The sequence below is a fragment of the Roseovarius tolerans genome (genome assembly GCF_028885395.1).
GTDB classification, from domain to species: domain Bacteria; phylum Pseudomonadota; class Alphaproteobacteria; order Rhodobacterales; family Rhodobacteraceae; genus Roseovarius; species Roseovarius tolerans.
In genome coordinates, this window is record NZ_CP118494.1 from 2434855 (window position 1) to 2461269 (window position 26415).

25 protein-coding genes are annotated in these 26415 nt (G+C 65.5%); 6 read left to right on the plus strand and 19 right to left on the minus strand.

What is annotated here, in order from left to right:
- Positions 1 to 4: 4 nt before the first annotated feature.
- The 4 genes from modC to PVU19_RS12035 all read right to left on the minus strand — a co-directional run bounded on the left by modC (position 5) and on the right by PVU19_RS12035 (position 3015).
- The gene (gene modC, locus PVU19_RS12020; protein WP_050664371.1) at positions 5 to 1090 is read right to left on the minus strand and encodes a molybdenum ABC transporter ATP-binding protein; all 1086 of its coding nucleotides are present in this window, start codon (positions 1088 to 1090) and stop codon (positions 5 to 7) included.
- Positions 1090 to 1785 (minus strand): molybdate ABC transporter permease subunit, encoded by a 696-nt coding sequence (gene modB / locus PVU19_RS12025; RefSeq protein ID WP_050664370.1) that lies wholly within the window; start codon positions 1783 to 1785, stop codon positions 1090 to 1092. Before modB ends, modC begins: the two co-directional genes overlap by 1 nt.
- A 4-nt stretch (positions 1786 to 1789) precedes the next feature.
- Positions 1790 to 2569 (minus strand): molybdate ABC transporter substrate-binding protein, encoded by a 780-nt coding sequence (modA, locus tag PVU19_RS12030; RefSeq protein WP_235575911.1) that lies wholly within the window; start codon positions 2567 to 2569, stop codon positions 1790 to 1792.
- Between the two features lie 62 nt (positions 2570 to 2631).
- Positions 2632 to 3015, minus strand: a complete 384-nt coding sequence (locus PVU19_RS12035) for a winged helix-turn-helix domain-containing protein (protein ID WP_050664368.1) — start codon at positions 3013 to 3015, stop codon at positions 2632 to 2634.
- 134 nt (positions 3016 to 3149) lie between these two features.
- Here PVU19_RS12035 and mnmH point away from each other — a divergent pair, with 134 nt between their 5' ends.
- Positions 3150 to 4187 (plus strand): tRNA 2-selenouridine(34) synthase MnmH, encoded by a 1038-nt coding sequence (gene mnmH / locus PVU19_RS12040; RefSeq protein ID WP_274789766.1) that lies wholly within the window; start codon positions 3150 to 3152, stop codon positions 4185 to 4187.
- Here the strand turns inward: mnmH and selD are convergent.
- A complete protein-coding gene (selD, locus tag PVU19_RS12045; protein ID WP_050662259.1) occupies positions 4178 to 6370 on the minus strand; it encodes a selenide, water dikinase SelD in 2193 nt (730 codons plus the stop codon). The genes mnmH and selD overlap by 10 nt on opposite strands.
- A 166-nt stretch (positions 6371 to 6536) precedes the next feature.
- A complete protein-coding gene (locus tag PVU19_RS12050) occupies positions 6537 to 6806 on the minus strand; it encodes an usg protein (RefSeq protein WP_050662258.1) in 270 nt (89 codons plus the stop codon).
- A 229-nt stretch (positions 6807 to 7035) separates the two neighbouring features.
- On the opposite strand from PVU19_RS12050, the gene gyrA reads away from it, so the two are divergent.
- From gyrA to PVU19_RS12065, 3 genes are all read left to right on the plus strand, one after another.
- Entirely contained in the window at positions 7036 to 9732 is a 2697-nt protein-coding gene (gyrA, locus tag PVU19_RS12055; RefSeq protein WP_050662257.1) for a DNA gyrase subunit A, read from the plus strand.
- 14 nt (positions 9733 to 9746) lie between these two features.
- Positions 9747 to 10595, plus strand: coding sequence for an NAD-dependent epimerase/dehydratase family protein (locus PVU19_RS12060; RefSeq protein ID WP_050662272.1), 849 nt, complete (start codon positions 9747 to 9749; stop codon positions 10593 to 10595).
- A 149-nt stretch (positions 10596 to 10744) separates the two neighbouring features.
- Entirely contained in the window at positions 10745 to 12256 is a 1512-nt protein-coding gene (locus tag PVU19_RS12065; protein WP_235575743.1) for a UDP-N-acetylglucosamine 4,6-dehydratase family protein, read from the plus strand.
- A gap of 255 nt (positions 12257 to 12511) precedes the next feature.
- Here the strand turns inward: PVU19_RS12065 and PVU19_RS12070 are convergent, their stop codons facing one another.
- From PVU19_RS12070 to prfA, 6 genes are all read right to left on the minus strand, one after another.
- Positions 12512 to 13978 carry a carboxypeptidase M32 gene (locus PVU19_RS12070; protein ID WP_050662256.1) on the minus strand — a complete coding sequence of 489 codons (1467 nt, stop codon included), beginning with the start codon at positions 13976 to 13978 and terminating at the stop codon, positions 12512 to 12514.
- Positions 13975 to 15123 carry a heme A synthase gene (gene ctaA, locus PVU19_RS12075; protein ID WP_050662255.1) on the minus strand — a complete coding sequence of 383 codons (1149 nt, stop codon included), beginning with the start codon at positions 15121 to 15123 and terminating at the stop codon, positions 13975 to 13977. Before ctaA ends, PVU19_RS12070 begins: the two co-directional genes overlap by 4 nt.
- 55 nt (positions 15124 to 15178) lie before the next feature.
- The gene (locus PVU19_RS12080; protein WP_050662254.1) at positions 15179 to 15922 is read right to left on the minus strand and encodes an RNA methyltransferase; all 744 of its coding nucleotides are present in this window, start codon (positions 15920 to 15922) and stop codon (positions 15179 to 15181) included.
- Positions 15923 to 16087: 165 nt separating this feature from the next.
- Positions 16088 to 16711, minus strand: a complete 624-nt coding sequence (locus PVU19_RS12085) for a DUF4167 domain-containing protein (protein ID WP_050662253.1) — start codon at positions 16709 to 16711, stop codon at positions 16088 to 16090.
- Between the two features lie 229 nt (positions 16712 to 16940).
- Entirely contained in the window at positions 16941 to 17786 is an 846-nt protein-coding gene (gene prmC / locus PVU19_RS12090) for a peptide chain release factor N(5)-glutamine methyltransferase (RefSeq protein WP_050662252.1), read from the minus strand.
- Positions 17783 to 18829 (minus strand): peptide chain release factor 1, encoded by a 1047-nt coding sequence (gene prfA, locus PVU19_RS12095; RefSeq protein WP_050662251.1) that lies wholly within the window; start codon positions 18827 to 18829, stop codon positions 17783 to 17785. The genes prmC and prfA overlap by 4 nt, the downstream gene beginning before the upstream one ends.
- A gap of 66 nt (positions 18830 to 18895) precedes the next feature.
- Here prfA and PVU19_RS12100 point away from each other — a divergent pair, with 66 nt between their 5' ends.
- Positions 18896 to 19180, plus strand: coding sequence for a hypothetical protein (locus tag PVU19_RS12100; RefSeq protein WP_050662250.1), 285 nt, complete (start codon positions 18896 to 18898; stop codon positions 19178 to 19180).
- Here PVU19_RS12100 and PVU19_RS12105 read toward each other — a convergent pair.
- The 3 genes from PVU19_RS12105 to PVU19_RS12115 are packed head-to-tail and all read right to left on the minus strand — an operon-like array spanning position 19115 to position 20438.
- A complete protein-coding gene (locus PVU19_RS12105; protein ID WP_050662271.1) occupies positions 19115 to 19516 on the minus strand; it encodes a DUF1499 domain-containing protein in 402 nt (133 codons plus the stop codon). The two genes, PVU19_RS12100 and PVU19_RS12105, sit on opposite strands and share 66 nt — an antisense overlap.
- Before the next feature lie 29 nt (positions 19517 to 19545).
- Positions 19546 to 19941 (minus strand): cell division protein ZapA, encoded by a 396-nt coding sequence (locus PVU19_RS12110; RefSeq protein ID WP_050662249.1) that lies wholly within the window; start codon positions 19939 to 19941, stop codon positions 19546 to 19548.
- Positions 19941 to 20438, minus strand: coding sequence for a hypothetical protein (locus tag PVU19_RS12115; RefSeq protein WP_050662270.1), 498 nt, complete (start codon positions 20436 to 20438; stop codon positions 19941 to 19943). Before PVU19_RS12115 ends, PVU19_RS12110 begins: the two co-directional genes overlap by 1 nt.
- Before the next feature lie 213 nt (positions 20439 to 20651).
- Here PVU19_RS12115 and tkt point away from each other — a divergent pair, with 213 nt between their 5' ends.
- Positions 20652 to 22667 carry a transketolase gene (gene tkt, locus PVU19_RS12120; protein WP_050662269.1) on the plus strand — a complete coding sequence of 672 codons (2016 nt, stop codon included), beginning with the start codon at positions 20652 to 20654 and terminating at the stop codon, positions 22665 to 22667.
- Between the two features lie 128 nt (positions 22668 to 22795).
- On the opposite strand, the gene PVU19_RS12125 is transcribed toward tkt, so the two are convergent.
- From PVU19_RS12125 to PVU19_RS12140, 4 genes are all read right to left on the minus strand, one after another.
- The gene (locus tag PVU19_RS12125; RefSeq protein ID WP_050662248.1) at positions 22796 to 23929 is read right to left on the minus strand and encodes an ABC transporter substrate-binding protein; all 1134 of its coding nucleotides are present in this window, start codon (positions 23927 to 23929) and stop codon (positions 22796 to 22798) included.
- A 117-nt stretch (positions 23930 to 24046) separates the two neighbouring features.
- Positions 24047 to 24541 carry a hypothetical protein gene (locus PVU19_RS12130; RefSeq protein WP_050662247.1) on the minus strand — a complete coding sequence of 165 codons (495 nt, stop codon included), beginning with the start codon at positions 24539 to 24541 and terminating at the stop codon, positions 24047 to 24049.
- A 70-nt stretch (positions 24542 to 24611) separates the two neighbouring features.
- Complete coding sequence (locus PVU19_RS12135) at positions 24612 to 25481, minus strand: sulfotransferase domain-containing protein (RefSeq protein ID WP_050662246.1); 870 nt, start codon at positions 25479 to 25481, stop codon at positions 24612 to 24614.
- A complete protein-coding gene (locus tag PVU19_RS12140) occupies positions 25478 to 26311 on the minus strand; it encodes a sulfotransferase domain-containing protein (protein ID WP_050662245.1) in 834 nt (277 codons plus the stop codon). Before PVU19_RS12140 ends, PVU19_RS12135 begins: the two co-directional genes overlap by 4 nt.
- Positions 26312 to 26415: the final 104 nt, after the last annotated feature.

Consider the following 26415-nt stretch of genomic DNA (forward strand, 5'->3'; position numbering starts at 1 on the left):
TCCCCTACCCTGCAGCCCCCACATCCGCCTGCGCGACCGACACCGCCTTGACGACGACATGCACCTCGGCACCGGGCGCAAGGGCGAGCTCCGCCGCCGCGCGCCGGGTGATCCGGGCCAGCACGCGACCTGCTTTCGTGTCCACCGCCACGATGGCCCCCGGTCCCGCGCCTTCGCGAACCGCCTGAACTATACCCGGCAGCACGTTCAGCGCAGACAACCCCTCAGGCCGCCCGCGCGCCACGATCACATCATGCGCGGCGATGCGCACACGCAACTCGGCCCCTTCCGCCCGGTCCACGCGCGGCAACCACAGGGCCGCGCCACCGGCATCGAGCTCCGATAACCCGTCATCGTGATGCCGTATCACGCGTGCCGCCAGCACGGCCCCCGCCTCGCGCGCACCAAGGGGCGTGATCGCGGGATCGCCCAGCACCTCCTCGGCGCGGCCCTGCGCCACCACGCGGCCCGCATCGAGCGCCACGACCGTCGTCGCCAGCCGCGCCACCTCGGAGGCCGAATGGCTGACATAGAGGATCGGAATATCCACCTCGTCGCGCAGCCGCTCCAGATAGGGCAGGATCTCGGCCTTGCGCGCCTCATCGAGCGAGGCCAAAGGCTCATCCGCAAGGATCGCGCGCGGTGCCGACAGAAGCGCGCGACCGATGGCCACGCGCTGTTTCTCGCCCCCCGACAGCGCGCCGGGGCGTCGTGATAGAAGATCACCGATACCCAGCATCTCGACCACGCGGGCCATATCCTCGGCGCGGGCATCGCGCGGCGCGAACCATTGCCCGTAACGGAGGTTCTGCCGCACGCTCAGATGCGGGAAAAGCCGCCCTTCCTGAAAGATATAGCCCAGCCTGCGCCGATGCGGCGGCAGATGCAGGCGCTGTGCCGTGTCGCAGAGCACACGCTCACCGATGGCGATACGGGCAGTACCCGGCCGGAGCAGCCCCGCCACGGCGTTGACGATGGTGGTCTTGCCGGAACCCGACCGGCCGAAGAGCACCGTCACGCCCTTCGGGGCCTCGAACGCCACATCGAGCCGCAGCGCACCGAGCGTGTGGGTCAATCGCACCTCCAGCATCAGCGCCCCCCCACCCGGGCCGCGACACGGCTTGCCACCGCCTCCGAGATCAGCAGCGCGCCCATGGCGACGGCAACCGAGATCAGCACCAGCTTCATCGCCGATCCCTCACCGCCCGGCACCTGCAGAAAGGCATAGATCGCCGAAGGAATGGTGCGCGTCTCACCGGGGATGTTGGAGACAAACGTGATCGTCGCGCCGAATTCGCCCATCGCCTTGGCAAAAGCGAGGATCGCACCCGCCACGATCCCCGGCAGGGCCATCGGCAGCGTCACTGTCAGAAACACCCAGAGAGGCCGGGCCCCGAGCGTGGCCGACGCCTCTTCCAGGCGCGGATCCACCGCCTCAATCGACAGCCGGATCGCCCGTACCATAAGCGGAAAGGCCATCACCGCCGCCGCCAGCGCAGCGCCGGTCCAGCGAAACGCGAATACCACCCCTGCCTCGGCCAGAAGCCCGCCCACCGGACCTTGCGTGCCGAAGGTCAAAAGCAGCAGATAGCCCGTCACCACCGGTGGCAGTACAAGCGGCAGATGAACCAGACCGTTGAGAAGTTGCTTGCCCGGAAACGACCAGCGCGCCAGCGCGTAGGCGGTGAAGATACCCAGGGGCAGGCTCAGCACAGTGGCCCAGAGCGAGACCCGCAGCGAGAGCGCCACCGCCTTCCATTCCTCGGGGCCGAGCCAGTCCTGCATGCGCCTAGTTCGCGATCACGGCAAAGCCCTGCCGGGCGAAGGCCGCACGCGCCTCGGCCCCGTGCAGGTAGGCGAGCAAGGCGGACTGCCCCGCCCCCTCGCGCCCGGCGATGCCTGCAACCGGATAAAGGATCGGCGGGTGGCTGTCCGCCGGGAAGGTGCCAATGACCGTCACGCGCTCCTCGGCCACCGCGTCGGTCGCGTAGACGATGCCATAAGGTGCCTCACCCACCGCGACCAGCGCCAGTGCTGCGCGCACATTGTCGGCCTGCGCCACGCGCGGGCCAACCGCCTCCCACTGCCCGAGGCTTTCCAGGGCCGACTTGCCGTAGATGCCCGCGGGGACCGCCTCGACAAGCGCCATCGCGAGCCGGTTGTCGTCCAGCATCGCGGCAAGGTCCATGTCGGGGCCGATCTCGACCGGGATGGCAGCCGCATCATGGGCGATCAGGACAAGGCTGTTGCGCAACAAATCGCGCCGCGTGCCCTGCGCGATCAGCCCGTCCGCTTCCAGCGCATCCATCCAGCCGGGATTGGCGGAGAGGAACACATCCGCCGGGGCACCCTGCTGGATCTGGCGCGCCAAGGCCGAGGATCCGGCCAGCGACACCGCCAGATCATGCCCCGTCGCAGCCTCGAACCCCGTCTCGATCTCGGCCATGGCATTGGTCAGGCTGGCGGCGGCAAAGACGGTGACGGCCTCAGCGCGCGCGCCGGAGGGGCCAAGCGCGGCGAGGCCGACAGCAAGCGACAGGATGGAGGAGCGCAAAACGTCAAACCGCACGAAAATTCCTCTTGGATATGCTTCAACAAACATATCGCTGAGGCCTTGCGCGCGATCAAGCGTTATTTTCCGTGAAACCTATCGGCGAGCAGGGACTGCAAGGCGCCGATCCGCGCCGCGCCGGCCTCGGCGGTGATCTCCTGCAGCTTGCGATAGTGCATCAGCACCGTGTCACCGGTCTCGGTCAGGGCCGCGCCACCGCCTTTGGCGCCACCGCGCGAAGACGTCACCAGAGGCGCGTGAAATGCCGTATTCATGGTCTCTACCAGACTCCATGCGCGTTTGTAGCTCATCCCCATGCGCCGTCCGGCTGCGGCGATGGAGCCGGTCTCGCGGATACCCTCGAGCAGATCGGCCTTGCCCGGGCCCAGCATCGCATCCTCGCCAAACACGATGCGCAAACGCAGGCGGGGGGCCGTGGCCCCGGTATCTTGATCCTCGCTCATGCCGCTTTATGCCCCGTCCGCGTTCGGTCTTGCAAGATATATCGAAGGACGGAACTGCCAGCAAATCCCCTTGCACTCGGGCGCAGAGCGGCGCATGGAACGGGCATGAACATCACCATCCCGTTGCCCTGATCATGCCGGTCACGCTCGACAGCCTCGGCGCGCTCGCCTCGCTGCCCTTTGACGAGATCATCGACGTGCGTTCACCGTCGGAATTCGCCGAGGATCATATCCCCGGCGCGATCAACCTTCCGGTGCTCTCGGATGCCGAGCGCGCCCGCGTCGGCACCATCTACGTTCAGGAGGACAAGTTTCTCGCACGCAAGATCGGGGCCGCGCTGGTGGCGCGCAATGCCGCCGCGCATATCGAGGGGCCGCTGGCGGATCGCGGGGGCGGCTGGCGACCGCTGGTCTATTGCTGGCGCGGCGGGCAGCGGTCGGGGTCGTTCACCGTCATCCTCAAGCAGATCGGCTGGCAGGCGGACACCGTCGCGGGCGGCTATCAAAGCTATCGTCGCCTCGTGGCGGACATGCTCTACGAGCAGGATTTTCCGGCGCACGTGGTTCTGATCGACGGCGGCACCGGCACCGCCAAGACGCGGCTGCTGACACATCTTGCGGCGCAGGGCGGTCAGGTTCTGGACCTCGAGGAGATGGCGGCGCATCGCGGCTCTGTCTTTGGCCCGATCGCAGGCGGGCAACCGCCGCAAAAGGCGTTCGAGAGCACGCTTGCGGCCCATATCACGGCGCTCGATCCCGCGCGCCCGGTTTATGTCGAGGCCGAAAGCACCCGGATCGGGCGGATCAACCTGCCGCCCGCGCTCGCCCGCGCGATGAAGGCGGCGGAGGTGGTGCGCCTCACCGCACCGATGGCGGCGCGGGTCACGCATCTTCTGTCGGATTACGCAGACCTGGTCGCCGATCCGGACACGCTCGACACCATCCTCGGGCGGCTGGTGCGCTATCACGGGCATGACCAGGTGGCGGAGTGGCGCGCATTGGCCGCAACCGGCGATCTGGCGCGGCTGGTCGAGTCGCTGATCGTCACGCATTACGACCCGCGTTATACGCGCATCGCCGGGCCGGGACAGGCCGCGCCGCTTTGCCTGCCCGACCTGGAAGAGGCGACGCTGGCCGCAACCGCGCGCCGCCTGATCGCCGATCACGGCTGAGCAACACCCTGCAGGCGTACGCCCGGCGCGCCCTCTTCCATCTGTCCGATGATCGCCGCGTCATGGCCTGCCGCTCGCAGGGCGCGCAGCCGATCCCCGGCTACGTCAGAGGCCACCGCCGCAAGAAACCCGCCCGCCGTCTGCGGATCGTGCAGCAATGCGGCGCGCGCATCCTCACCGGCCCCGGCCAGGGGGGCCGCGCGGCGATTGGCCGCCCAGATGGTCGAACGCAGGCCCGTTGCTGCCAGCGCCTCCGCCCCGGCAAAGAGCGGAATCGCCGCCGGGTCGAGCACCGCGCCACAGCCCGAGGCCCGGCAGATCGCCCAAAGATGCCCGGCAAGGCCAAAGCCCGTCACATCCGTCATCGCCCGCGCGTCCGACAAGATCGCCGCCGCATCGCCCTGCGGGGTGGCCAGCACGTCCCAGAGCGCGCGGATGTCACCACCTCGCGCCTGCCCGCGCATCTCGGCGGCCAACAGCGTGCCCGAGCCGATCGGCCGTGTGAGAATTAGCACATCGCCGGGCCGCGCCCCGGCGGTGGTCATCGCGTCGCCTTCCAGCAGCCCGGTCACGGTAAAGCCGATGCTCAGTTCTGCCCCCATCGTCGAATGCCCGCCGATGATCTCTGCCCCCGCTGCCCGCAAGGCATCGCCTGCCTGCTCCATTATCTCGGACATGCTGCGGGCCTGCAGCACCTCGGACATGCGCGGCAGGGTGATCGACACCAGCGCCGCCTGCGGGCACGCGCCCATGGCCCAGATATCGCCCAACGCATGCAGCGCCGCGACCCGCGCCATCAGCCCGTGATCCATCGTAAAGCCACGCAGGTGATCGGTGGTCAGCACCTGCCGCACGCCGCCCAGATCGAGCACGGCGGCATCGTCGCCCGGCCCGGTCAGGATATCGGGACGCGCGGCACCACCCTGCGCGGCCAGCATCCCCGACAGAACCTCCGGGGCCACCTTGCTGCCGCAGCCGCCGCAAAGCGGCTCTTGCGCCGTCTTCTCATTGAGTGCGGCGATGCGCGGCGCTTCCGGCTCCGGCATCTCCGGCAGAGGGTCGAACTTCGCCATGAACTTGCGGTCGATCCGGTCCTTCCAGCGCCACAGCAGCGGTGCCGCAAAAGCGATACCCGCTTTCTCGGCGAGGGCCGATTTGCGCCCCAGCGAGATCAGCTTGAGGTAATGGCGTTGCGGGTGGAAGGGGCGCAACGCCTGCCCGCTCAGCGCCGCGCGCAGGTTGTCGCGCAAGACCGGGGCGGCGCGCACGGCATAGACCCCGGCCTTGGGGCGCGGCGCGTGGCTCAGATGGGCGCAATCACCCGCAGCAAAGAGCGTTTCATGGCCCTCGACCCGCAGATCGGGCCCGACGCGCAGAAAGCCCGCTTCGGTCACCGGCAGGTCCGACCCAGCCAGCCACGGATGCGCCCGCGCACCCGCCGCCCCGGCGACAAAACCCGCCGGGATGGGCGTGCCGTCGGCCATCTCGACGCCCGACCTGGAGATTGCGCGCACCTCGGCCCCGGTCAGCACCTGCACGCCGTAGCCCCGCAGCGCCGCCAGCAAACGCGCGCGCGCCACCGGGGCATCGGGTGCAATCTCGGCGGCGCGCTCGATCAGCGTGATCTCGGGCCGTGCGCCCGCACCCTGCAACCGGTGCGCCATCGCGAGCGCCAGTTCGATCCCGGCGATGCCGCCGCCGATCACCGCCGCCTGCGGCGCGGCCGCCTCCTCGGCCACCCGTGCGACGAACCCGTCCCAGGCCTGCGCGAAGGGGCCAAGCGGCTTGGCCGCCACGCCATGCGCGGCAAAGCCCGGCAGGTTCGGCATGCCCGAATGAATGCCCACATCGACCGAGGCCACGTCATAGGCGATCTCACCGCGGCCCGCGACGGTGATGCACCGGGCCTCTGTGTCAATCCGCGTGGCGGCCCCCACCACCAGCCGCGCACCGGCAAAGCGCGCCAGCTTCACGAGGTCGATCTCCAGTTCCTCGCGCCGGTAATGACCGGCCACGAGGCCCGGCAGCATGCCGGTATAAGGAGCAACGGGATTGGGGTCGATCACCGTCAGCCGCGCACCGGGCAGCGGGTCCATACCCCACATGCGCAGCACCAGCGCATGCGCATGCCCGCCACCCACGAGGACGAGGTCGCGCGACAGCGGTGCGGCGGATTGCATCATGGAACGGGCCTCCGATTTTCGGAGTCGGCATAGGGCATATCCGAGCGGGCGAAAAGTGCGACAATGCCACGGTCGCGAAATCCCTGACCCTCTCGCCAGCGGAATGCAGAGCGCATCGCCCCGCCACTCCGCCTGAATAAACCCGGCCCGCGTCTCAATCCACCGGTTAGTGCAGGGTGAATTCGCCGGTCACGTTGCGCCATTCGCCAGGCGCGATCAGCTTGCGATGCGTGAAACGCACGGAATGCAGCGGCCCCTCGATCTCGCGCTGCCAGAATTCGATGAACTCGAACAGTTTCGGATGATCCGGGGCCAGATCATAATCCTGCCACAGATAACTGTTGAGCACGCTTTGATAGTCGGGCATCCGGTAGAATAATTCCGCCGTGGTCAGCCCGTAGCCCTTGAGCATCAGTTCGGTTTCAGAGGTCTCCATATGTCTCTCCACTAACTGCCTGTCCTCCGATGATGCCCGAAAGAAATTACTTTTCAATAAAAACAGTATGTTGGCACTCACGTTTCGTGGCTGACAAATGCCGCCCCGCTGCGCCATTGCACCCCATATCATGGCTCTGATATAGTCGGCCCAACAATATATAGCGCCAGATCACAGGACGGTAAAAAACGTGAGCGATACGCCTCAACCACCTGAAAACACAGATGAAATGCCCCCCGCATATGACGGGCCGTCGGTTTCCATCACGCATGAGATGAAGACCTCCTATCTCGATTACGCGATGAGCGTGATCGTCAGCCGCGCGATCCCGGATTTGCGCGACGGATTAAAACCTGTGCACCGGCGCATCCTCTATGCCATGCATGAGGGCGGCAATACCCATGACAAGCCCTACCGCAAATCGGCACGCGCCGTGGGCGACGTGATGGGCAAGTATCACCCGCACGGCGACAGCGCGATCTACGACGCACTGGTGCGGATGGCGCAGGATTTCTCGATGTCGCTGCCGCTGCTGGATGGTCAGGGCAATTTCGGCTCGATGGACGGCGATAACGCGGCGGCGATGCGCTACACGGAGGTGCGGATGGACAAGCCCGCCTCCTTCCTGCTGGCCGATATCGAGAAAGAGACCGTCGATTTTCAGGACAATTACGACGGCAAGGACCGCGAGCCCACCGTCCTGCCCGCACGGTTTCCAAACATGCTGGTCAATGGCGCGGGCGGCATCGCCGTCGGCATGGCCACCAACATCCCGCCGCACAATCTGGGCGAGGTGATCGACGCCACGCTGGCACTGATCGACAATCCCGATCTCGAAACCGAGGACCTGATCCAATACGTCCCGGGCCCGGATTTTCCCACCGGCGGCATCATGCTGGGCCGGTCGGGCGCACGAAAGGCCTATCTGGAAGGGCGCGGCAGCGTCGTCATCCGCGCCAAGACCCGGGTCGAGGAGATCCGCAAGGACCGCTACGCCATCGTCATCGACGAAATCCCCTATCAGGTGAACAAGGCCACGATGATCGAGCGCATCGCCGAGGCCGCCCGCGAAAAGCGGATCGAGGGCATCGCCCATGTGCAAGACGAGAGCGACCGCAACGGTGTCCGGGTGGTGGTCGAACTCAAGCGCGACGCCACCGCCGAAGTGGTGCTCAACCAGTTGTTCCGTTTCACCCCGATGCAGACTTCCTTCGGCTGCAACATGCTGGCCCTTAATGGCGGCAAGCCCGAGCAGCTGACGCTGCATCGCTTCCTGTCGCTCTTCGTGCAGTTCCGCGAAGAGGTGGTCGCGCGCCGCACCGCCTATGATCTGCGCAAGGCACGCGAACGCGCGCATGTGCTCTGCGGTCTGGCCGTCGCCGTGTCGAATGTCGACGAAGTCGTGGCCACCATCCGCTCGTCTGCCGATGCCGCCGAGGCCAGGAAAAAGCTGATGGAGCGACGCTGGCCCGCGGGCGACATCCTCGAATATATCGCGCTGATCGACGACCCCACCCATCGCGCCAACGAGGACGGTAGCTATAACCTCAGCGAGACGCAGGCCCGCGCGATCCTCGATCTGCGCCTGCAACGCCTGACACAACTGGGCGTCAAGGAAGTCACCGACGAGTTGCAGGACCTCGCAGGCAAGATCAAGGACTACCTCGCCATTCTCGCCAGCCGCGAACGGATCATGCAGATCATCCGCGACGAGTTGCAGGAGGTGCGCGACCAGTTCGCCGTACCGCGCCGCACCGAGATCGTCGACTGGTCCGGCGACATGGAGGACGAAGACCTCATCGAGCGCGAGGAGATGGTCGTCACCGTCACGCAGGGCGGCTATATCAAGCGCACCGCGCTCGCGGATTTCCGCGCCCAGAAACGCGGCGGCAAGGGCCTCAGCAGCATGGCCACCAAGGACGAGGACGTGGTGACCACGCTCTTCGTGGCCAACACCCATACGCAACTGCTGTTCTTCACCACCGAAGGCATGGTCTACAAGCTCAAGACATGGCGTCTGCCGCTTGGCGGGCGCACCTCCAAGGGCAAGGCCATCGTCAACATCCTGCCCATCCCCACCGGTGTCTCGATCGCCGCGATCATGCCGGTGGACCGCGCCGAGGAAGAATGGGACGACCTGCAGATCGTCTTTGCCACCTCGGCGGGCGACGTGCGGCGCAATGCGTTGTCGGATTTCACCAACGTCAAGCGCAACGGCAAGATCGCGATGGACCTGCCCGAGTGCGTGGAACTGGTGAATGCGCGGATCTGCTCGGAAGAGGATGACGTGATGCTGGTCACGGACTCCGGCCGTGCGATCCGGTTCCCGGTGACCGATGTGCGCGTCTTCAAGGGGCGCAAATCCACCGGCGTGCGCGGTATTCGCCTGCAAAACAGCGACCGCGTCGTGTCGATGTCGGTGATAGGCCATTTCGAGGCCACATCGGACGAGCGCGCCGCCTATCTCAAGATGCGCCGTGCCGCGGCCGGTGCCCCTGACGACGAGGGGGCCGAGGACGAAGGCAATGCCGATGCCACCCTGAGCGCCGAGCGGTTCGAGGATATGCAGGCCGCCGAGAACCTGATCCTGACGATCACCGCGAATGGCTCCGGCAAACTGTCCTCCAGCCACGATTACCCGGTGCGCGGACGCGGTGGCATGGGTGTCGCCGCCATCGACCGCGCGATGCGCGGTGGGCCGCTGGTAGCCTCCTTCCCGGTGACGCTGGAAGATCAGATCATGCTCGCCACTTCGCGCGGGCAGTCGATCCGTGTGCCCGTGATGGGCATTTCCTTCCGGTCGCGCAGCGCGGGCGGCGTCAAGGTGTTCGACACCGGGAAGGGCGAAGTCGTCGTCTCTGTCGCATGGATCGCCGAACAGGCCGATGACGAGGACGAAGACGAGACGGCATCGTCGGAGGAATGAGCGGGGCGGGGCAGATGCAAGGCGCTGCCCCGGCCTCTCGCTGCCTGATCACCGGGGCGACTGGCCGCCTTGGCCGCCTGTTGCGCGCGCTCTGGCCTGCTGAGGACAGCCCGCAGCCCATCTGGCTCGCCCGGCGCGGCGATGCGGATATCCTCTGGCCCGGTGCCGATGCCCCGCTGCCCGACCTGCCCCGCTGCGAGACGCTTGTGGCCCTCTGGGGGCAGACATCGGGCGACGCGCAGACCCTTGTCCAAAACGTGGACCTCGTGGCGCAGGGCGTGAAACTGGCCCATGCCTGCGGGGCAAAGCGCGTCTTTCATATCTCGACAGCCGCGATCTACGGCCCGGGCCGTGCGATGGACGAGTCGCGCATCCCGGCCCCGATCAATGCCTATGGCAGCGCCAAGCTTGAGATGGAACGCGCCATAGCCGCCCTGCCCCGCGACGGTCTGCGCCATGTGATCCTGCGATTGGCCAACGTGGTGGGGTCGGACAGTCTTGCCCCGGCATTGCAGCACCCCGAACGCGGTATCACGCTCGACCGGTTCGCAGATGGTGCCGGACCGCGCCGCAGCTACATCGCGCCGGGCGATCTGGCGCGCGTGCTGGCCGGGCTGGCGCGGCTGGCCCCCGACACGCTGCCCGATGTGCTCAACATCGCAGCGCCCGCGCCCGTGGCGATGGAGGATCTGGCACGGGCCGCGGGCTGCCCGATCATCTGGCGTGCAGCGCCGCCCGAGGCGCAGGCGGAGGTCTCGCTCGATAGCAACCGGCTGGCACAGCTCCTGCCGGGCGCGATGCACCATGTCACCCCCTGCGAGATGCTCGCTGATTGGCACAGCGCCCAGGGTCGCATCGCCTGACACGCAGGCTCATGCTTTGGTCACATCCTTCACATCCACACCGGATTCGGTCACGGCATGGTGAGAAGCATTGCCCCAAGACCCGCGCAATGCCTATTATTGCCTGATCTGCCCCGCATATTGGGGGGTGTTTTCCTGCGGAGACGACCATGCCCGACCGGCTGACCCGCCTTCCGCGCCCCGGGCGAGGGCGTATCCTGCACGCGGTGATCGAGGCGGCGCTGATGCTGTCGTCCCTCCTCCTCGCGGCGCTGCTCACTGGTGACGCGCGCGCACTCGCCGCATGGGGTCTCTGGGCGCTTCCATTGATGTTGATCGCGGCGGGGCTGGGGAACGCGTTCGACCTGCACCGCGCCACGCCGATCCGCCACCTCACCAGCGACATGGGACGGATTGCCCTTATCTCAGGGATCGCAAGCCTCACCGGCATTCTCCTGTCGGCGGTGGTGGCAGCCGGACTATCGGCACGGCTCTTCATCACCGCGGGCCTCGTGTATCTGCTCGTATCGGGCGCGCGCCACCTCTGGCGGCGGCATGACGGCGGGACACGTCCCACCGGCCGCGCCGTCGATCCCGCGGCGCTTCTGGGCCGCGACGCCCTTGAAAACGAGTTACCGGATGTGAACGACGTCTATTCCGGGCGGCGCATTCTCGTGACCGGCGCGGGCGGCTCCATCGGCTCGGAACTTTGCCGTCAACTGGTACAATGCCGCCCCACAACCCTGATCCTGATGGATCACGGCGAACATTTTCTGTTTCAGATTGACCGCGAACTGCGCGACCTTGCCCCGGATCTGGAGATCATCCCGATTCTCGGCTCGGTCTGCGACGCCGCCCTCGTCAACGTGCTGATGCGCGCCAAGAAGATCGACGTGGTGCTGCACGCAGCCGCCTACAAGCACGTGCCGCTGGTGGAATCGAACGCCATCGAGGGGATGCGCAACAATGTCATCGGCACCCGCACCGTCGCCAATGCCGCGCGCGAGGCTGGGGTCGAACGGTTCATCCTCGTCTCCACCGACAAGGCGGTGCGCCCGACCTCGGTGATGGGTGCCTCCAAGCGCTTCGCCGAGATGATCGTGCAGGATCTCGCCACCCGGTCCGACAAAACGCGGTTTTCCATGGTGCGTTTCGGCAATGTGCTGGGCTCGTCGGGCTCGGTGATCCCGGTCTTTGCCGATCAGATCGCGCGTGGCGGGCCGGTGACGCTGACCCACCCGGAGGTGACGCGCTATTTCATGACCATCCCGGAGGCCGTGCGCCTCGTGCTTCTCGCGGGCTCGTTTGCCCGTGACGGCGATGTCTTCGTGCTCGACATGGGCGAACCGGTCGCCATTCAGGACATCGCGCGCCGGATGATCGAGGCCTCGGGCTATAGCGTGCGCGACGCAGCCAATCCGCGCGGCGATATCGAGATCGAGATCACCGGGTTGCGCCCCGGCGAAAAGCTGCATGAGGAATTGCTGATCGGCTCGGACATGCTGACCACACCGCACCCCCGCATTCTGCGCGCGCAGGAGGGGCACCTGTCGGAGATCGAGCTTGCCAAGGCGCTCAAGTCACTGTCCGAGGCGATCGAGACCCGCGACGTGGCCCTGCTGCGCTCGATCCTCGCGCAGTGGATCGAGCAGGTCGAGGCGGATGAGGCGGTGAACGATTGAGGCCGCTCGAGCAGTTGGGATTGGCCTGAAGCGGACATAGCACCCCGCCAAAAGGTGCCGCGTGATCGCAGGGCCGGGGACTGGCGAAGCAACGGTCATGGTGGGTGCTTTATGCCAGCCAAGTCATTGTAACCTCAACACGTTGCGCACCCTATCAAATCGCCAGGCCGCGGGACGGCGTCATGCCTCTGGCATGGCGATCGCGCGGCACCTTTTGGCGGTGCGTATGTCCGCTAAAGGCCTAAACCTACCCCCTCAAAGCCCCCCGAATTTCTCCTCGAGATACTCCAGTAGCGGCTCCGCCGTGGGCTCCGCCCCGCCGCAGGCGCGCGCGATCACCTCGGCGGGCGCGAACCGCCCGCCATGCACCTGCACCTTTGAGCACAGCCACGATGTCGCTCCGCCCAGATCGCCGCGCGACAGATGCACCTCGAGATCCGGCACCGCCCCGCGCATCGCCCTGTACAGGCACCCGGCATAGACATTCCCCAGACTGTAAGTCGGGAAATAACCGAACAGCCCCACCGACCAATGCACATCCTGCAACACCCCGTTCGAGGCCCGATCCACCGCATAGCCGAAATCGGCTTCGAACCGGTCATTCCACGCGGCCTCCAGATCATCCGTCGACAGATCACCCGAAATCAGCGCCTTTTCCAGATCGAACCGCAGCATGATATGCAGGTTGTATTGCACCTCATCCGCCTCGGTGCGGATATACCCGCGATGCACCCGGTTGACCGCGCGGTAGAAGGTCTCGGCCTCGTCCAGCCCGAACTCACCGAAGGTCTCACGCATCCGCTCGAACAGCCAGCCGGTATAGGCGCGGCTTCGCCCCAGCTGGTTCTCATAGATCCGGCTCTGGCTTTCATGCACGCCCATCGACACGCCCTGCCCCAGCGGCGTCAGGCGATACTCGGGGTCGATGCCCTGCTCATAACAGGCATGGCCGACCTCGTGGATCGTCGAATAGAGGCAGTTGAACGGATCATGCTCGCTCACCCGGGTGGTGATACGCACATCGTCGCCGCTGCCCGAACTGAACGGATGCACCGCCATGTCGAGCCGCCCGCGCGCAAAATCATAGCCGAAATTCCGCGCCAGTTCGCGCGAGAGACGCAGTTGCGCCTGCTCGTCGAAATGCGCATCGAGCGCGGGCCACTCGCGCTCCAGCGCGCGGGCGCGCAGATCGACCAGCCGGGGCCTCATCTCGGCAAACATCGTATCCAGTCGCGTCGCCGTCATGTCGGGCTCGAAATCGTCTATGAGGGCATCATAGAGGTCGCGCCCCCGCGCCACCGCCGTCGCCTCCTCGCGTTTCAATCGGATCACCTCGGCCAGCACCGGCGCGAAGGCGGCGTAATCGTCGCCCGCGCGCGCCTCGGCCCACTGCCCCTGCGCGCGGCTGGTCAGTCGCGCCAGCGCCACCGCCAGATCGCCGGGCACCAGCATCGCGCGGTCATGGTCGCGGCGGATATGGCGCAGTTGCGCGCGCGCCACCTCGTCGCTGACCTGAGCCTCGGCCTCGGCCAGCAGATCGCCGCGCCGGGGATCACAGCGCCGGGCATGCAGCACCGCCTGCATCGCGCCCGACTCCTCGGACCGTTGCTCGGCCGCCGCGCGCGGCATCATGGTTTCCTGATCCCAGCCCAGCCGCCCCGCGACCTGCGCCAAGGCTTGCGTCTCGCGCTCCTGCGCCATCAGATCGTCATAGGCCGTCATGCCGTGCCCCCCCGAATGGATGTGGCGCGCGGATACTGGCTCAGGAACCGCGCCCTGAGCATCAGCACCCAGAGCACCACCGCCACGAATTGATGCGCAATCGCCAGTTGCCATGGCGCGATATAGAGCACCGTCATGATGCCCAGAACGATCTGCAACAGCAGCACCACGAACATCGCGGTGAACGCGCCACGCGTCACCCCATGTGCGCTGCGCCGACCGCGCAGCCAGACCACCACGGCAAAGGCCAAGAGCAGATAGCCGCTGACCCGGTGAATGAACTGCACCGTGCCGGGGTTCTCGAAAAAGTTCCGCCACCACGGGGTGAGGTCCATCATGCCGGGCGGCAGGATACCCCCGGCCATCAGCGGCCAGTCGGTATAGCTGCGCCCGGCGTCGATCCCCGCCACCAGCGCGCCCAGCAGGATTTGCAGAAAGGCGAAATGCATGAGGCCGGTGGAGAGGCTGAAAAGCTTGGCCTCGCGCCCGCGCCGCGCCTGCATCAATTCCCGCTCCTCACGGCCAAGCATAAAGACATACCAGGCAATCAGCCCGAGGATCACGAAGGCCAGCCCCAGATGCGTCGCCAGCCGGTAGGAGGCCACGGCGATCATCTCGCCCGACAGGCCCGAGGACACCATCCACCAGCCAATCGCGCCCTGCGCGCCGCCCAGCGCACCGAGGCCCAGAAGGCGCCCGGTCCAGCCCTTGGGGATCTGCCGCACCAACAGAAACCCGAAGAAACCCAGCGCCCAGACCAGCCCGATGACCCGGCCCAACTGCCGATGGCCCCATTCCCACCAGTAGATCACCTTGAACTCGGCAAGGCTCATTCCTTTGTTGAGCAATTCGTATTGCGGGATCGCGCGATACTTGTCGAATTCCTCCTGCCAGACGGCCTCCGACATCGGCGGCAGCGCGCCGGTCACCGGCTTCCATTCGGTGATCGAGAGCCCGCTATCCGTGAGCCGCGTGAGCCCGCCGACGGCGATCATCACCACCACCAGCGCAAAGAGGATCATCAGCCACAGCCGAATGCCGCGCCGCGCGCCGCGCCGCCCGGAATCGATCATGCCACCCTTGGGGGCCTGCTTGGGGGCCTCAGTGCCGCCCACCTCTTCGAAAATACTGCGTTTCCCGCTCATATCCCGCCTTTCAGACTTTGACCGCATGACAGCTTAGGTCGCGGCCCCTCCCGCTTCAACCGCGCTCCTTCCAGCGGACCATCTGCCGCAACACGCCATGCAGCATCTGCACATCGGCGCGGGTCAGCGGCATCCGGCTCCAGAGGTTGCGCAGGTTTGTCTTCATGCTCTCGGCCTTGTGCTCGGGGAAGAAAAACCCCGCCTCGCCCAGCCGCTCCTCGTAATGCTCCGCCAGCTTTTCGATCTCGATCTGTTCGGCCCAGTCGGACTTGGCCATGTCCATGCGCTCATGCACCACCTCGCCTGCCGCGCGCTGCCACTCATAGGCGGTCAGCAGCACGCATTGCGCAAGGTTGAGACTGGCGAACTCCGGGTTCACCGGCACGTTGATGATCGCGTTGGCCCGCGCGATATCGTCATTCTCCAGCCCGGCGCGCTCCGGCCCGAAGAGCACGGCCACATTTTGCCCCTCGGCGATCTTCTCGGCGGCCAGCGCCATCGCGCGTTCGGGGCTGAAAACCGGCTTGGTCAGGCCGCGCGCCCGCGCCGTGGTGGCAAAGACATAGGCGCAATCTGCTACGCCGTCGGCCGTCGTCTCGATCAGCTGCGCCTCGTCCAGAAGCCGCCCCGCGCCGCTTGCCATCGCGACCGCCTTGGGGTTGGGCCAGCCATCGCGCGGGGCCACGATACGCATCCGGTCGAGGCCGAAATTCCACATCGCCCGCGCGGCAGCCCCGATATTCTCGCCCATCTGCGGGCGCACGAGCACGAAGGCGGGCTGCGGTCGGTCACTGGGCATCGGCTCTCTCTTTTCCGGATAGGCGGCGCGCCGGGTTTAGGACAGGGCCGGGGCACTGAAAAGCCCCTGCCATTCACCTTTCTTAAAATACTCATGCCAAACCCAAGCAAAAGGGCGCGCGCCCTGACCGGCCGCACGCCCTTTGACTGTCGATCTCTGGATCGTCTATTCGGCGGCTTCCGCCGGGCCACCGGAGGAGCCATCCTTAGCCTCGCCGCCCTGCGCCTGACCGTCGCCGCCCTCTGGTTTGGCAGGCTTCTTGGCGCGCGGCTTGCGCGGGCGCTTCTGCGTGGCGGGCTTATCCTGGCTTTCCGGTGTCTCAACCAGTCCGCTCTCGCCTTCATTGCCGCTGTCGATCACATCGGGTTGAGCGCTGCGCGACGGATCGGGCTGCGCCTGACGTGCTTCCTGAGCGCCGCTATCCGTGTCATCGCGTGCAGCACCACCGTCGCGTCCACCGTGAGGGCGATCGCCGCGATCACGGTCGCGGTCGGCCTGACGGTCGCGGTTCTGACGCTCCTGCTCTTCGCGTCGTGCGTCCTGTTCCTTCTGCGCCTCGCCCAGCATGCGCAGGTAATGCTCGGCATGCTGCTGGAAATTCTCGGTGGCGACCCGGTCGCCCGACAATTGCGCATCGCGTGCAAGCTGATTGTATTTCTCGATGATTTGCTGCGGCGTGCCGCGCACCTTGCCCTCGGGGCCGGAGCTGTCGAAGACCCGGTTGACGATATTCCCGACCGAGCGGTTGCGGTTCGGCTTGTTCCGCGAACGTGACTTGGATGATCTCATATTTTTGCAGTCCAGCCTTGTGGTCAATGCGTCGCTTGCTCCGACTGGCGCGTCTGTGCGCCGAAATGTGTCGGATCGGACATGTATTGGCTTGGCACCAAGCGGGACCGCCCTTATCGGGCATCCGCCGTCTTGATGTCTTTCAATAAACACGCCCAATCGCAGCGCACAAGAGGAAAGCACGGTTTTTCTTCGATTTGCGCGGTTTTTGGCGGTCAGACCGCGCAAATCAGCCGATATCGACCGGCCATCTGCCGATAATCACGCGATCGCGCCCATCGAGATCGGGCAGCACGCCCACCTCGGCAAAGCCCGCGCGTATCAGGATATCGCGCACCTGCGCGCCCTGCTGCCAGCCGATTTCCAGCGCGATGCGCCCATCGGGGCACAGATGCGCCCCGGCGCCCGACGCGATTGCGCGATAGGCCGAGATCCCGTCGCCGCCATCGGTCAGTGCGCCCTCGGGGTCATGGTCGCGCACCTCCGCGCTGAGACCCGGCATCTCGTCCGCCGCAATGTAAGGCGGGTTCGAGACAATCAGATCGAACACTCCGGTGACCTGCGCGAACCAGTCAGTCAGGCAAAGATCGAGCCGCGCGCCCACCCCGTGACGGCCCGCGTTGCGCTCTGCCACCGCAAGCGCCGCCGCGCTGATATCCGTGGCCACGCCACGGGCCTCGGGCCACTCTGCCAGGAGCGTCACCGCGATGATCCCGCTGCCGGTGCCAAGATCGAGCAGCCGCGCCGGGGCCGGGCCGCGCAGCGCCTCGGCGATCAGGCATTCGGTTTCGGGGCGCGGATCAAGCACATCCGCCGTCACCTCGAAGCTGCGCCCCCAGAACGCGCGCCGCCCGATGATCTTCGCCACCGGCTCGCGTGCCATGCGTCGCGCGACCATCTTGTCGAACCGCGCCACCGCCGCCGCACCGAGATCATCGCCCAGATGCAAGGTCAGCCGGTCACGCGGCACCTCCATCGCCACGGCCAGCAACGCGCGCGCATCACCCGCCGCACCCTCGATCCCCGCCGCCTGCAAGGCCCGCGTGGCCGCAATCAGGGCGGCCTGCGCGCTCACGACATCTCGGCCAGCAGCGTGGCCTGCGCATCCGCCGTCAGCGCGTCGATCACCTCGTCAAGATCACCCTGCATCACCTGATCGAGCTTATAGAGCGTCAGGTTGATGCGATGATCGGTCATCCGCCCCTGCGGGAAGTTATAGGTGCGGATGCGCTCCGAGCGGTCACCGCTGCCCACCTGCGCGGCGCGGCTGGCCGAGCGTTCGCCGTCCACCCGGCTGCGCTCCATGTCAAACAGCCGCGATTTCAGCACGTCCATCGCAATCTCGCGGTTGCGGTGCTGCGATTTCTGGCTACTGGTGACCACCAGACCGGTGGGAATATGGGTGATCCGCACCGCCGAATCGGTGGTGTTCACGTGCTGCCCGCCCGCGCCCGACGAGCGCATCGTGTCGATGCGCAGATCGTTCGGGTCGATCCGGATATCGACATCCTCGGCCTCGGGCAGCACCGCGACGGTCGCGGCAGAGGTGTGGATGCGCCCGCCGCTCTCGGTCTCGGGCACGCGCTGCACGCGGTGGACGCCGGATTCGAACTTGAGCCGAGCAAAGACGCCGTCGCCGCCGACCCGCGCCACCAGCTCTCGCAGGCCGCCCAACTCGCTCCATTGCTCCTCGATCACCTCGAAGGACCAGCCCTGTGCCTCGGTGTAGCGCTGATACATGCGCATCAGGTCAGCGGCGAACAGCGCCGCCTCGTCGCCGCCGGTGCCGGGGCGGATTTCGAGGATCGCTGCGCGATTGTCGGCGGCGTCGCGCGGCAGAAGCGCCAGTTGCAGCGCCGCCTCCATCGCGGGCAGACGCGCCTCAAGCTCCTCGATCTCGGCACCGGCCAGATCGCGCATTTCGGGATCATCGAGCATGGCGCGCGCGCCCTCGATATCCGCCAGGGCCTGCCGGTAGGCGCGGATTTCCTCGACCACAGGGCGCAATTCGGCGTATTCGCGCCCGAGTTGCGCGATATCACCGCCGCCCTGCATCATCTGCGCCTCGATATACTCGAAACGCTGCGTGATCTGTTCCAGTCTGTCCAAAGGCACCATGGGGCTGATCCTCTGTCCCATCCTTGTGACTTGGTCAAGGGCGCAAAGCTGTGATATCGTTATGCGATGAGATTGCTCTGGCCCCTCCTCCTCGCGGCCACGCCCGCGCTTTCGGATGCCACCATCGGCGGCAAGACCGTCGAATGCTATTGCACCGATACCAGCGGCGCGCGCGTCGAGATGGGCGAGCTGATCTGCCTGCGGGTCGATGGCAAGATGTTCATGGCCAAATGTGCGATGTCGCTCAACGTGCCGATCTGGCGCAAGGTCAGCGATGGTTGCCTGTCATCCAGCCTGACCGAGCCGGTCGAGCCAACGCTCGATACGGGCAGCGTTCACGCCCAGATCTGACTTGCCAAAACGCAGCCGTCCGTAAATCTCCAGCATGTCGTCGCTCTGCCGCACGGTGGTGTAATCGGGAAAGCCGAACACCCGGCTGCGGGTGACATAGGTGATCATGCCCTGATCCACGCTCCCCGCCAGAACCCGCGTGCGGGCCGTGTCGCGGATGATCGTATCCAGCGCGGCCAGATTGCCCTCGACCCGGCGCATCGCGCCGCCCTCCAGATCTCGATCGGTGACGCTGTCGGGCATCTGGTGCCAGCGTGCCGGGTCTGACGGCGCGAGCCGGACAAAGGCCAGCGCCGCCGCGATCAGCACAACAAGAAGAACGGCCAGCAGCTTCATCATCCTACCCCCGGTGCCACTCACGGGCCTCAGCCCGCGCGTGCACCGTCCACCGTTTCGGCCAGTGCCTCGGCACGCGCGGCGATCTCGGCCAGCGTCTCGGTCACCTCCTGCGGCACCACGGGCACCTCCACGCGCTCGGCCTCGGGGGCGGGCGCGTTGCGCAATTGATCCAGTTCCGCCTCGCGTTCTGCCAGCTTGTCCTCGGCGGCGCGCAGCTTGTCCTGCAAGCCTGCGGTCTTGTCGGCGAGCATCAGCCCCGCCATCAACAGCATCCGCGCCTCGGGAATGCGCCCGATCTGCGCAGCCAGAACCGAGGCCTCCTCGTCCAGCATCTTGGCGGCGGAATGCAGGTAGTGCTCTTCGCCCGCCTGACAGGCCACGTCGAACAGGCGGCCGCCGATCTCGATCTTCACCTCGGGCATCACGCGTCCTCCGTCTTGGTTGCGGTGTCGTCCCCGGCCTCGGCGATGACCTGCCCCAGTTCGGTCAGCACCGCCTCGACCTCGTCGCGGTCGGCAGCGCGGGCAGCGCGCAGGCCTTCCAGCTCGGCCAGCATGGACTTGTTGATCAGATGCGGCTCGGCGACGCCCGCCTGATGCGCCTCGCGCAGGGCCTGATTGTTGTCACGCAACTGCTGGTTCGCCTTGCGGAGCGATTGCAGATCGGCATCGAGCTTGCGCAGGCTGTCGGACTGCGTGCTGCGCGCGGCCTCCAACTCGGCCTCGCGCGCCTCAAGCCGTTCGCGCAGCGTGCGCACCCGCTCTTCAAGCTGGGCATTCGCCAGCTTTTCATCCTCGATATCCTGACGCAGCTTGACCATTTCGGCCGGATCACCCGCAGCCTCGCGCCCGTCCAGACCCTTGGTGATCCGGTCCAGCGCTGCGGTGATCCGCGCCTGCAACTCGTCTATCTGGCTCATCTCCTCGATCCCTCGCTTGTCTTGGCCCGATTGTCTGACGAATCGCATACCGGACCGGTTTTGATCAAGTCTAGCCAAAACCGCAGGGAAATGCGCGTCCTTTGGCACGGTTGCACGCCGCACACCCCCCTGACGCGCCGCGCGCGCTTGATCTTCTGTGTCGGGCTGGTATGCAGCGACAATCTGTTGCCACTTCCAAAGGATGCACCCCCCGTGGATATCGCCGCCCTGCGCTCTGCCAACCCCGATCACTGGATGAAGGCCACCGCCATTCGCGCGCTGACCCTCGACGCCGTCGCCGCCGCCAATTCCGGCCATTCCGGCATGCCCATGGGCATGGCCGACGTCGCCACCGTGCTGTTCGAAAACCACCTGAAATTCGACGCGGCCAACCCCGACTGGCCGGATCGCGACCGGTTCATCCTGTCGGCGGGCCACGGCTCGATGCTGCTCTACTCGCTGCTCCACCTCACCGGCTATCAGGACATGACGCTGGAGGATCTGCGCAATTTCCGTCAATGGGGTGCCAAGACGGCGGGCCACCCGGAATACGGCCACGCCGAGGGGATCGAGACCACCACCGGTCCGCTCGGTCAGGGCATTGCCAATTCCGTGGGGTTCGCCATCGCCGAAGAGGCCCTACGCGCGCGGTTCGGTAAGAAGCTGATGGATCACCACACCTATGTGATCGCCGGCGACGGCTGCCTGATGGAAGGCGTGAGCCAGGAGGCGATCAGCCTTGCCGGGCGCCAGGGTCTGGGCAAACTCATCTTGCTGTGGGACAACAACAACATAACCATCGACGGCACCGTCGATCTGGCCGACCGCACCGATCAGGTGAAACGCTTCCGCGCCAGCGGCTGGCATGTGCAGGAAATCGACGGCCATGACCCGGCGGCCATCGACGCCGCATTGACCGAGGCCAAGCGCACGCGCAAACCCTCGATGATCGCCTGCAAGACGCATATCGCATTGGGCCACGCCGCGCAGGACACCTCCAAGGGTCACGGCGCGCTGACCGATGCCGATCAGCTCAAGGCGGCCAAAGACGCCTATGGCTGGCCGCATGGCCCCTTCGACGTGCCGTCGGATGTGAAATCCGCATGGGAGGCGATCGGCAAACGTGGGGCGGCGGATTACGCCGACTGGCAGGCGCGTCTGGTAGAGGCGTCAGCGCAGCGTCAGGCCGAGATCGAGCGCATCTTTGCCCGCAACGTGCCGTCGAAACTCTCGGCCCGGATCAAGGCGCTGAAAAAGCAGGTCAGCGAGGAGGCCCCCAAGGTGGCCACCCGCAAATCGAGCGAGATGGTGCTCGAAGTGATCAACCCGATCATGCCCGAGACCATCGGCGGCTCAGCGGACTTGTCGGGCTCCAACAACACCCGCTCGGGCGACATGACGGTATTCGATGAGGGCAACCGCAAGGGCCGCTACATCCATTACGGCATCCGCGAACACGGCATGGCGGCGGCGATGAACGGCATGGTGCTGCATGGCGGCATCCGCCCCTATGGCGGCACCTTCATGTGCTTCACCGACTACGCCCGCCCCTCGATGCGGCTGGCGGCCCTGATGAAGATCCCGACGGTCTTTGTCATGACCCATGACAGCATCGGCCTGGGCGAAGATGGCCCGACCCACCAGCCGATCGAGCATCTCGCGATTTCGCGCGCCACGCCCAACACCTGGGTGTTCCGCCCCTGCGATACGGTCGAGACCGCCGAGGCGTGGGAACTGGCGCTGAATTCCAAGGAAACACCCTCGGTCCTGTCGCTGACCCGTCAGGGCCTTCCGACGCTGCGCCGAGAGCACAAGGCCAAGAACCTCACCGCCCAAGGGGCCTATGTTCTGGCTGACGCGGAAGGGAAACGTCAGGCGATCCTACTGGCGACGGGTTCCGAGGTCGCCATCGCGATGGCCGCCCGCGACATCCTGCAAGAGACCGGGATCGGCACGCGCGTCGTCTCGATGCCCTGCTGGGAACTCTTCGAGGAACAGGATGAGAGCTATCGCCGCCGTGTCCTGCCAGCGGGCCCGGTGCGCGTCGCGGTCGAGGCGGCGATCCGCTTCGGCTGGGATCGCTGGCTCTATGGCGAGCGCGGCAAACGTGAAAAGGGCGAATTCGTCGGCATGCACGATTTCGGCGCCTCCGCCCCGGCGGAAGTGCTCTACGAGCAGTTCGGCATCACCGCCGAGGCCGTGGCCGAAAAGGTCAAGGCACTGCTCTGAGTGTCAGGGGCGCGCGTATGGATTGACGCCCCCTGCCCGGCTGACATCGCCGCTGCGTTTCAAGCCTCACACACGAAAAAGGCCCGGGCATAGACCCGGGCCTTTTTATCAGCAGGATGCGCCTGCCTTTACATCTTGCAGTCCGCCGCATAGGCATCCGCGTGATCCTCGAGCGCCACGCCAATGATCTTGTTGGTGAACACGTCGCCCTCCTTGATCACCTCGCGCACATAGATGTCCTGCACCGGGTGGTGGTTGGGGCCAAAGGCGAAATCGCCCCGCGTGCTGTCGAACTCCGCCGCTTCCAGCGCCGCGCGGAACGCATCCGCGTCCGAAACATCGGCCTTCTCCATCGCGGAAATCAGCAGGTTCGCGGTGTCGAACCCCTGGCTTGCGTAAAGCGAGGGCAGACGGTCATACTTGGCCTGAAAGCTCTCGACAAAGGCGGCATTGGTCGGATTGTCGATATCCTTCGACCATTGCGAGGTATTCACCACGCCAAGCGCGGCCTCGCCCACGGCCTGCAGAATGCCCTGATCAAAGCTGAAGGCGGGACCAACCACCGGCAGATCGACGCCACTGTCGGCATATTGCTTGAGGAACGAAATCCCCATCCCGCCGGGCAGGAAGAAGAACACCGAGTCGGCCCCGCTCGCGCGGATCTGCGCGATCTCGGCGGCGTAATCGGTCTGGCCCAGCTGCGTATAGATCTCGCCCGCCAGATCACCCTCATACATCCGCTCGTAACCGGTCAGGGCATCCTGGCCCGCCGGGTAGTTCGGCGCGAGGATAAAGCTGTTCTTGTAGCCCGCATCATTGGCATAGGCCCCCGCCGCCTCGTGCAGGTTGTCGTTCTGCCACGCGACGTTGAAATAGTTCTGGTGACAGCCCTTGCCCGCCAGCGCCGACGGCCCGGCATTGGGCGAGAGATAGAACTTGCCCTGCGCGACCGCGCCCGGCACCACCGCCATGGCAAGGTTCGACCAGATGATGCCGGTCAGCACATCGACCTTCTCGGCCTGGATCATCTTGTCCGACAATTGCACCGCGATATCGGGTTTGCGCTGATCGTCCTCGATCACCACCTCGATGTCGTCACGGCCCGATTGCTCCACCGCCAGCATGAAGCCGTCGCGCACGTCGATGCCGAGGCTGGCACCCCCGCCCGACAGCGTGGTGATCATGCCCACCTTGACCTCGGCCTGCGCACCGATGGCGGCCAGCGACGTGGCCCCGGCCATGGCGAATGTTCTGAATGTCATATGTCCGTCTCCCTGGATGCAGGCGGGTTGCACCCCGCCCGGTCTCTGCGCGCCCCTCGTCGGAGCGTCACACCTTGCATCCCACAGGTTTGGACAAAGGTCCAGATGTCAGCGGCGTCAGGACCCGCCAGCGCCGGGGCCGGACGGCACGAAACTCACGGTAAATCCACCCATTTCGTCGATTTCGACATGCACCACTTGCCGCGGCAGACGGACATCGGCCCGAAGCCCCGGCTGCCACGCCCGGTCGGTCATCAGACACCCGGCCTGCTGATTGCCGTAATCGGCCAGCGGCGGCACCTCTTTCATGAAACGCAAGCCGCGCACCACGGTATCGCGGCCGATTGCGACAGACCCGGTGTCCAGCACCCCCTTGGCCTTGCCTTTGGTGAGAATCGATTGCTGATCGCTCTGGGCCCAGACCCCGCACACCATGGTCCGGCCCTGGTTTTCCTGCAAATCCACCGCAACGGTCAGTCCCCCGCCGCTGTCATAGCTACCGCCCGACAGCACCGGGTCGCTCCCAAGGCGGGCCACGGTCTGCGGTCCCGTCGCGGCACTGCACGCGGTCAGGAAAACGCCTACGGCAAGGGCTTTGGCTGTTCGGATCATGATCGCCTCCGGTGTAGAAAAACACTATGCTAGAGATATGCATCCTAGGCAAAATTGCAAAGCACCACCTTCACGCCGCCCCGGCGAAATGCGCGGTGTCCTTCAGCATCTCGGGGTAGAATTTCTCCAGCGTGGGCAGGAACGCCTCGCGAATGCGGCCCACTTGCGCAGGTGTCAAATCATCGCGCCAGACTCCCGCCTGCCCCTTCGCGAAAAACGCCTTCATCTCCGAAGGCTTCTCCGCGAATCCATGTTTTTCCTCGAATTTTTTCATGGATTCGAAATTCGTGGCCTTCACGGCGCGGGCCAGCTTGGGCTTGTCCACCGGCATGCGAAAGAATTGCTCGATCAGCCCGCGCATCGCCTTGCCGGTATTGGCCAGCATGTCCTCGTAGCGCAGCACATGGCGCGGCAGACCGGGGGCCGAGGTCCATCTGTAGACGTGATCGTCCCATCGGCCAAGCGGCTCGAATATGCCGGTCGCGGTGCCCGCCATGGAATCGGGGTTCATCATCCGGTCGATTGCGGTGTCCAGATCACAGGCCTGATGCCGGGCAAAGGACGGGGCCAGATCGAACGGGTTGCGCATGATGTAGATCGCGGCCGCGGTCACGTCGGGCGGGATAAGATCGTAGTCACCGACGCGCATGGTCTGGCAATGGGTCTTGACGAAATGATGGTTCGGTTTCGACCCTGCGATCAGGCGCAGCGCCTTCGGCCGCATGTCCAGCCAATCCTCGATAGTAGTGCCGGTATACTTCCCACCGGCGGCGGCATCGAAAAAGTCGCTTCGGACATCCCCGGTGGTGAAATCGCGCAGGTTGTTGAGGTCAGGCACCTGCCCCGGCGGCATGAAATAATGCGCCAAAAGGCTGCGCATCCACGTGTTGCCGGACTTGGGATAGCTCGCCAGCCAGATAATTCGGCGCAGATCACTCATTCCAAATATCCATGTTGTTTCATGACCTTGCGATGCGTATGTTTCATCTTCTTGACAAGGCGCGGCTCCAGATCGGTCTTCCACTGACCCTGCTGACCCTTGGCAAAGAACCGCTCGCTCTCCTCCGACTTCTCGATGAAGCCCTGCTTTTTCTCCTGTTCCGACAATTCCTTGAAGCTGGAGAAAAGGATCGCACGGTCCAGCCGTGCCTCGTCAACAGGCATGCCCAAATGCTCCACCACCTTGGTGAAACACGTCTTCGGATCAGCCAGCATATCCTCATAGCGCAGCACGAGAACAGGATAAGGCGATTTCCCGGTGGTCCAGCTGCGCACATGATCGGACCATGAGCGCATGAATTGCGTCACTGTCTCCGCATCCGGCGGGTTCGCGTTGTCCGGATGGCTGACGGTATAGACCGCCTCTTCGTGGCTCATCCCGTAATGGCGCGCGTAGGACAGCACCATGTCGAGCGGGTTGCGCAGGATATAGATCGCAGAGCGCGTGAGTTCATCCGGAATAAGCGGCACGTCCCGTGCGACCACCCGCGCATTATGCGTTTTCACGAGGTTGATATCGGCGTTGTTCGCCACGATCCCGCGCAGCACGAGCGGGCGCAGATTCAGCATATCCTCGATATTCGCTGGATCAATTGGACTCTGCGCGACCATCCGATACATCTTGGTGATCGAGTCGCCAAGTGCTACGTGATAAGACTGGTTAATAGAGACGGGCTCTGTGGCGTTGGCAATATAGTTGGCCAGAAAAATCCGCGTCCAAGTATTTCCCGACTTGGGATAGGACGCCATCCAGACGATACTTTTCTTCATGCTCCGGGACGCCCGTCTTTTGCTGGGTAAATTTCCATGCGCACAAATAAAAGCGGCGGGGGGTAATGTCACCCCCCGCCGCCAATGTTTTCAGATCACGTGGA

Bases quoted from the DNA above. Each gene is read 5' to 3' on its own strand.
- PVU19_RS12105 (WP_050662271.1), bottom strand. From the start codon at position 19,516: ATGAAGCTGCTGGCCGTTCTTCTTGTTGTGCTGATCGCGGCGGCGCTG.
- prfA (WP_050662251.1), bottom strand. From the start codon at position 18,829: ATGGTGCCTTTGGACAGACTGGAACAGATCACGCAGCGTTTCGAGTAT.
- PVU19_RS12050 (WP_050662258.1), bottom strand. From the start codon at position 6,806: ATGGAGACCTCTGAAACCGAACTGATGCTCAAGGGCTACGGGCTGACC.
- mnmH (WP_274789766.1), top strand. From the start codon at position 3,150: ATGCCGGTCACGCTCGACAGCCTCGGCGCGCTCGCCTCGCTGCCCTTT.
- PVU19_RS12085 (WP_050662253.1), bottom strand. From the start codon at position 16,711: ATGAGATCATCCAAGTCACGTTCGCGGAACAAGCCGAACCGCAACCGC.
- PVU19_RS12125 (WP_050662248.1), bottom strand. From the start codon at position 23,929: ATGACATTCAGAACATTCGCCATGGCCGGGGCCACGTCGCTGGCCGCC.
- PVU19_RS12070 (WP_050662256.1), bottom strand. From the start codon at position 13,978: ATGACGGCCTATGACGATCTGATGGCGCAGGAGCGCGAGACGCAAGCC.
- PVU19_RS12065 (WP_235575743.1), top strand. From the start codon at position 10,745: ATGCCCGACCGGCTGACCCGCCTTCCGCGCCCCGGGCGAGGGCGTATC.
- modC (WP_050664371.1), bottom strand. From the start codon at position 1,090: ATGCTGGAGGTGCGATTGACCCACACGCTCGGTGCGCTGCGGCTCGAT.
- PVU19_RS12100 (WP_050662250.1), top strand. From the start codon at position 18,896: ATGAGATTGCTCTGGCCCCTCCTCCTCGCGGCCACGCCCGCGCTTTCG.
- PVU19_RS12140 (WP_050662245.1), bottom strand. From the start codon at position 26,311: ATGAAGAAAAGTATCGTCTGGATGGCGTCCTATCCCAAGTCGGGAAAT.
- ctaA (WP_050662255.1), bottom strand. From the start codon at position 15,123: ATGAGCGGGAAACGCAGTATTTTCGAAGAGGTGGGCGGCACTGAGGCC.
- PVU19_RS12115 (WP_050662270.1), bottom strand. From the start codon at position 20,438: ATGAGCCAGATAGACGAGTTGCAGGCGCGGATCACCGCAGCGCTGGAC.
- selD (WP_050662259.1), bottom strand. From the start codon at position 6,370: ATGATGCAATCCGCCGCACCGCTGTCGCGCGACCTCGTCCTCGTGGGT.
- PVU19_RS12130 (WP_050662247.1), bottom strand. From the start codon at position 24,541: ATGATCCGAACAGCCAAAGCCCTTGCCGTAGGCGTTTTCCTGACCGCG.
- PVU19_RS12135 (WP_050662246.1), bottom strand. From the start codon at position 25,481: ATGAGTGATCTGCGCCGAATTATCTGGCTGGCGAGCTATCCCAAGTCC.
- PVU19_RS12110 (WP_050662249.1), bottom strand. From the start codon at position 19,941: ATGCCCGAGGTGAAGATCGAGATCGGCGGCCGCCTGTTCGACGTGGCC.
- modB (WP_050664370.1), bottom strand. From the start codon at position 1,785: ATGCAGGACTGGCTCGGCCCCGAGGAATGGAAGGCGGTGGCGCTCTCG.
- gyrA (WP_050662257.1), top strand. From the start codon at position 7,036: ATGCCCCCCGCATATGACGGGCCGTCGGTTTCCATCACGCATGAGATG.
- PVU19_RS12080 (WP_050662254.1), bottom strand. From the start codon at position 15,922: ATGCCCAGTGACCGACCGCAGCCCGCCTTCGTGCTCGTGCGCCCGCAG.
- PVU19_RS12060 (WP_050662272.1), top strand. From the start codon at position 9,747: ATGCAAGGCGCTGCCCCGGCCTCTCGCTGCCTGATCACCGGGGCGACT.
- PVU19_RS12035 (WP_050664368.1), bottom strand. From the start codon at position 3,015: ATGAGCGAGGATCAAGATACCGGGGCCACGGCCCCCCGCCTGCGTTTG.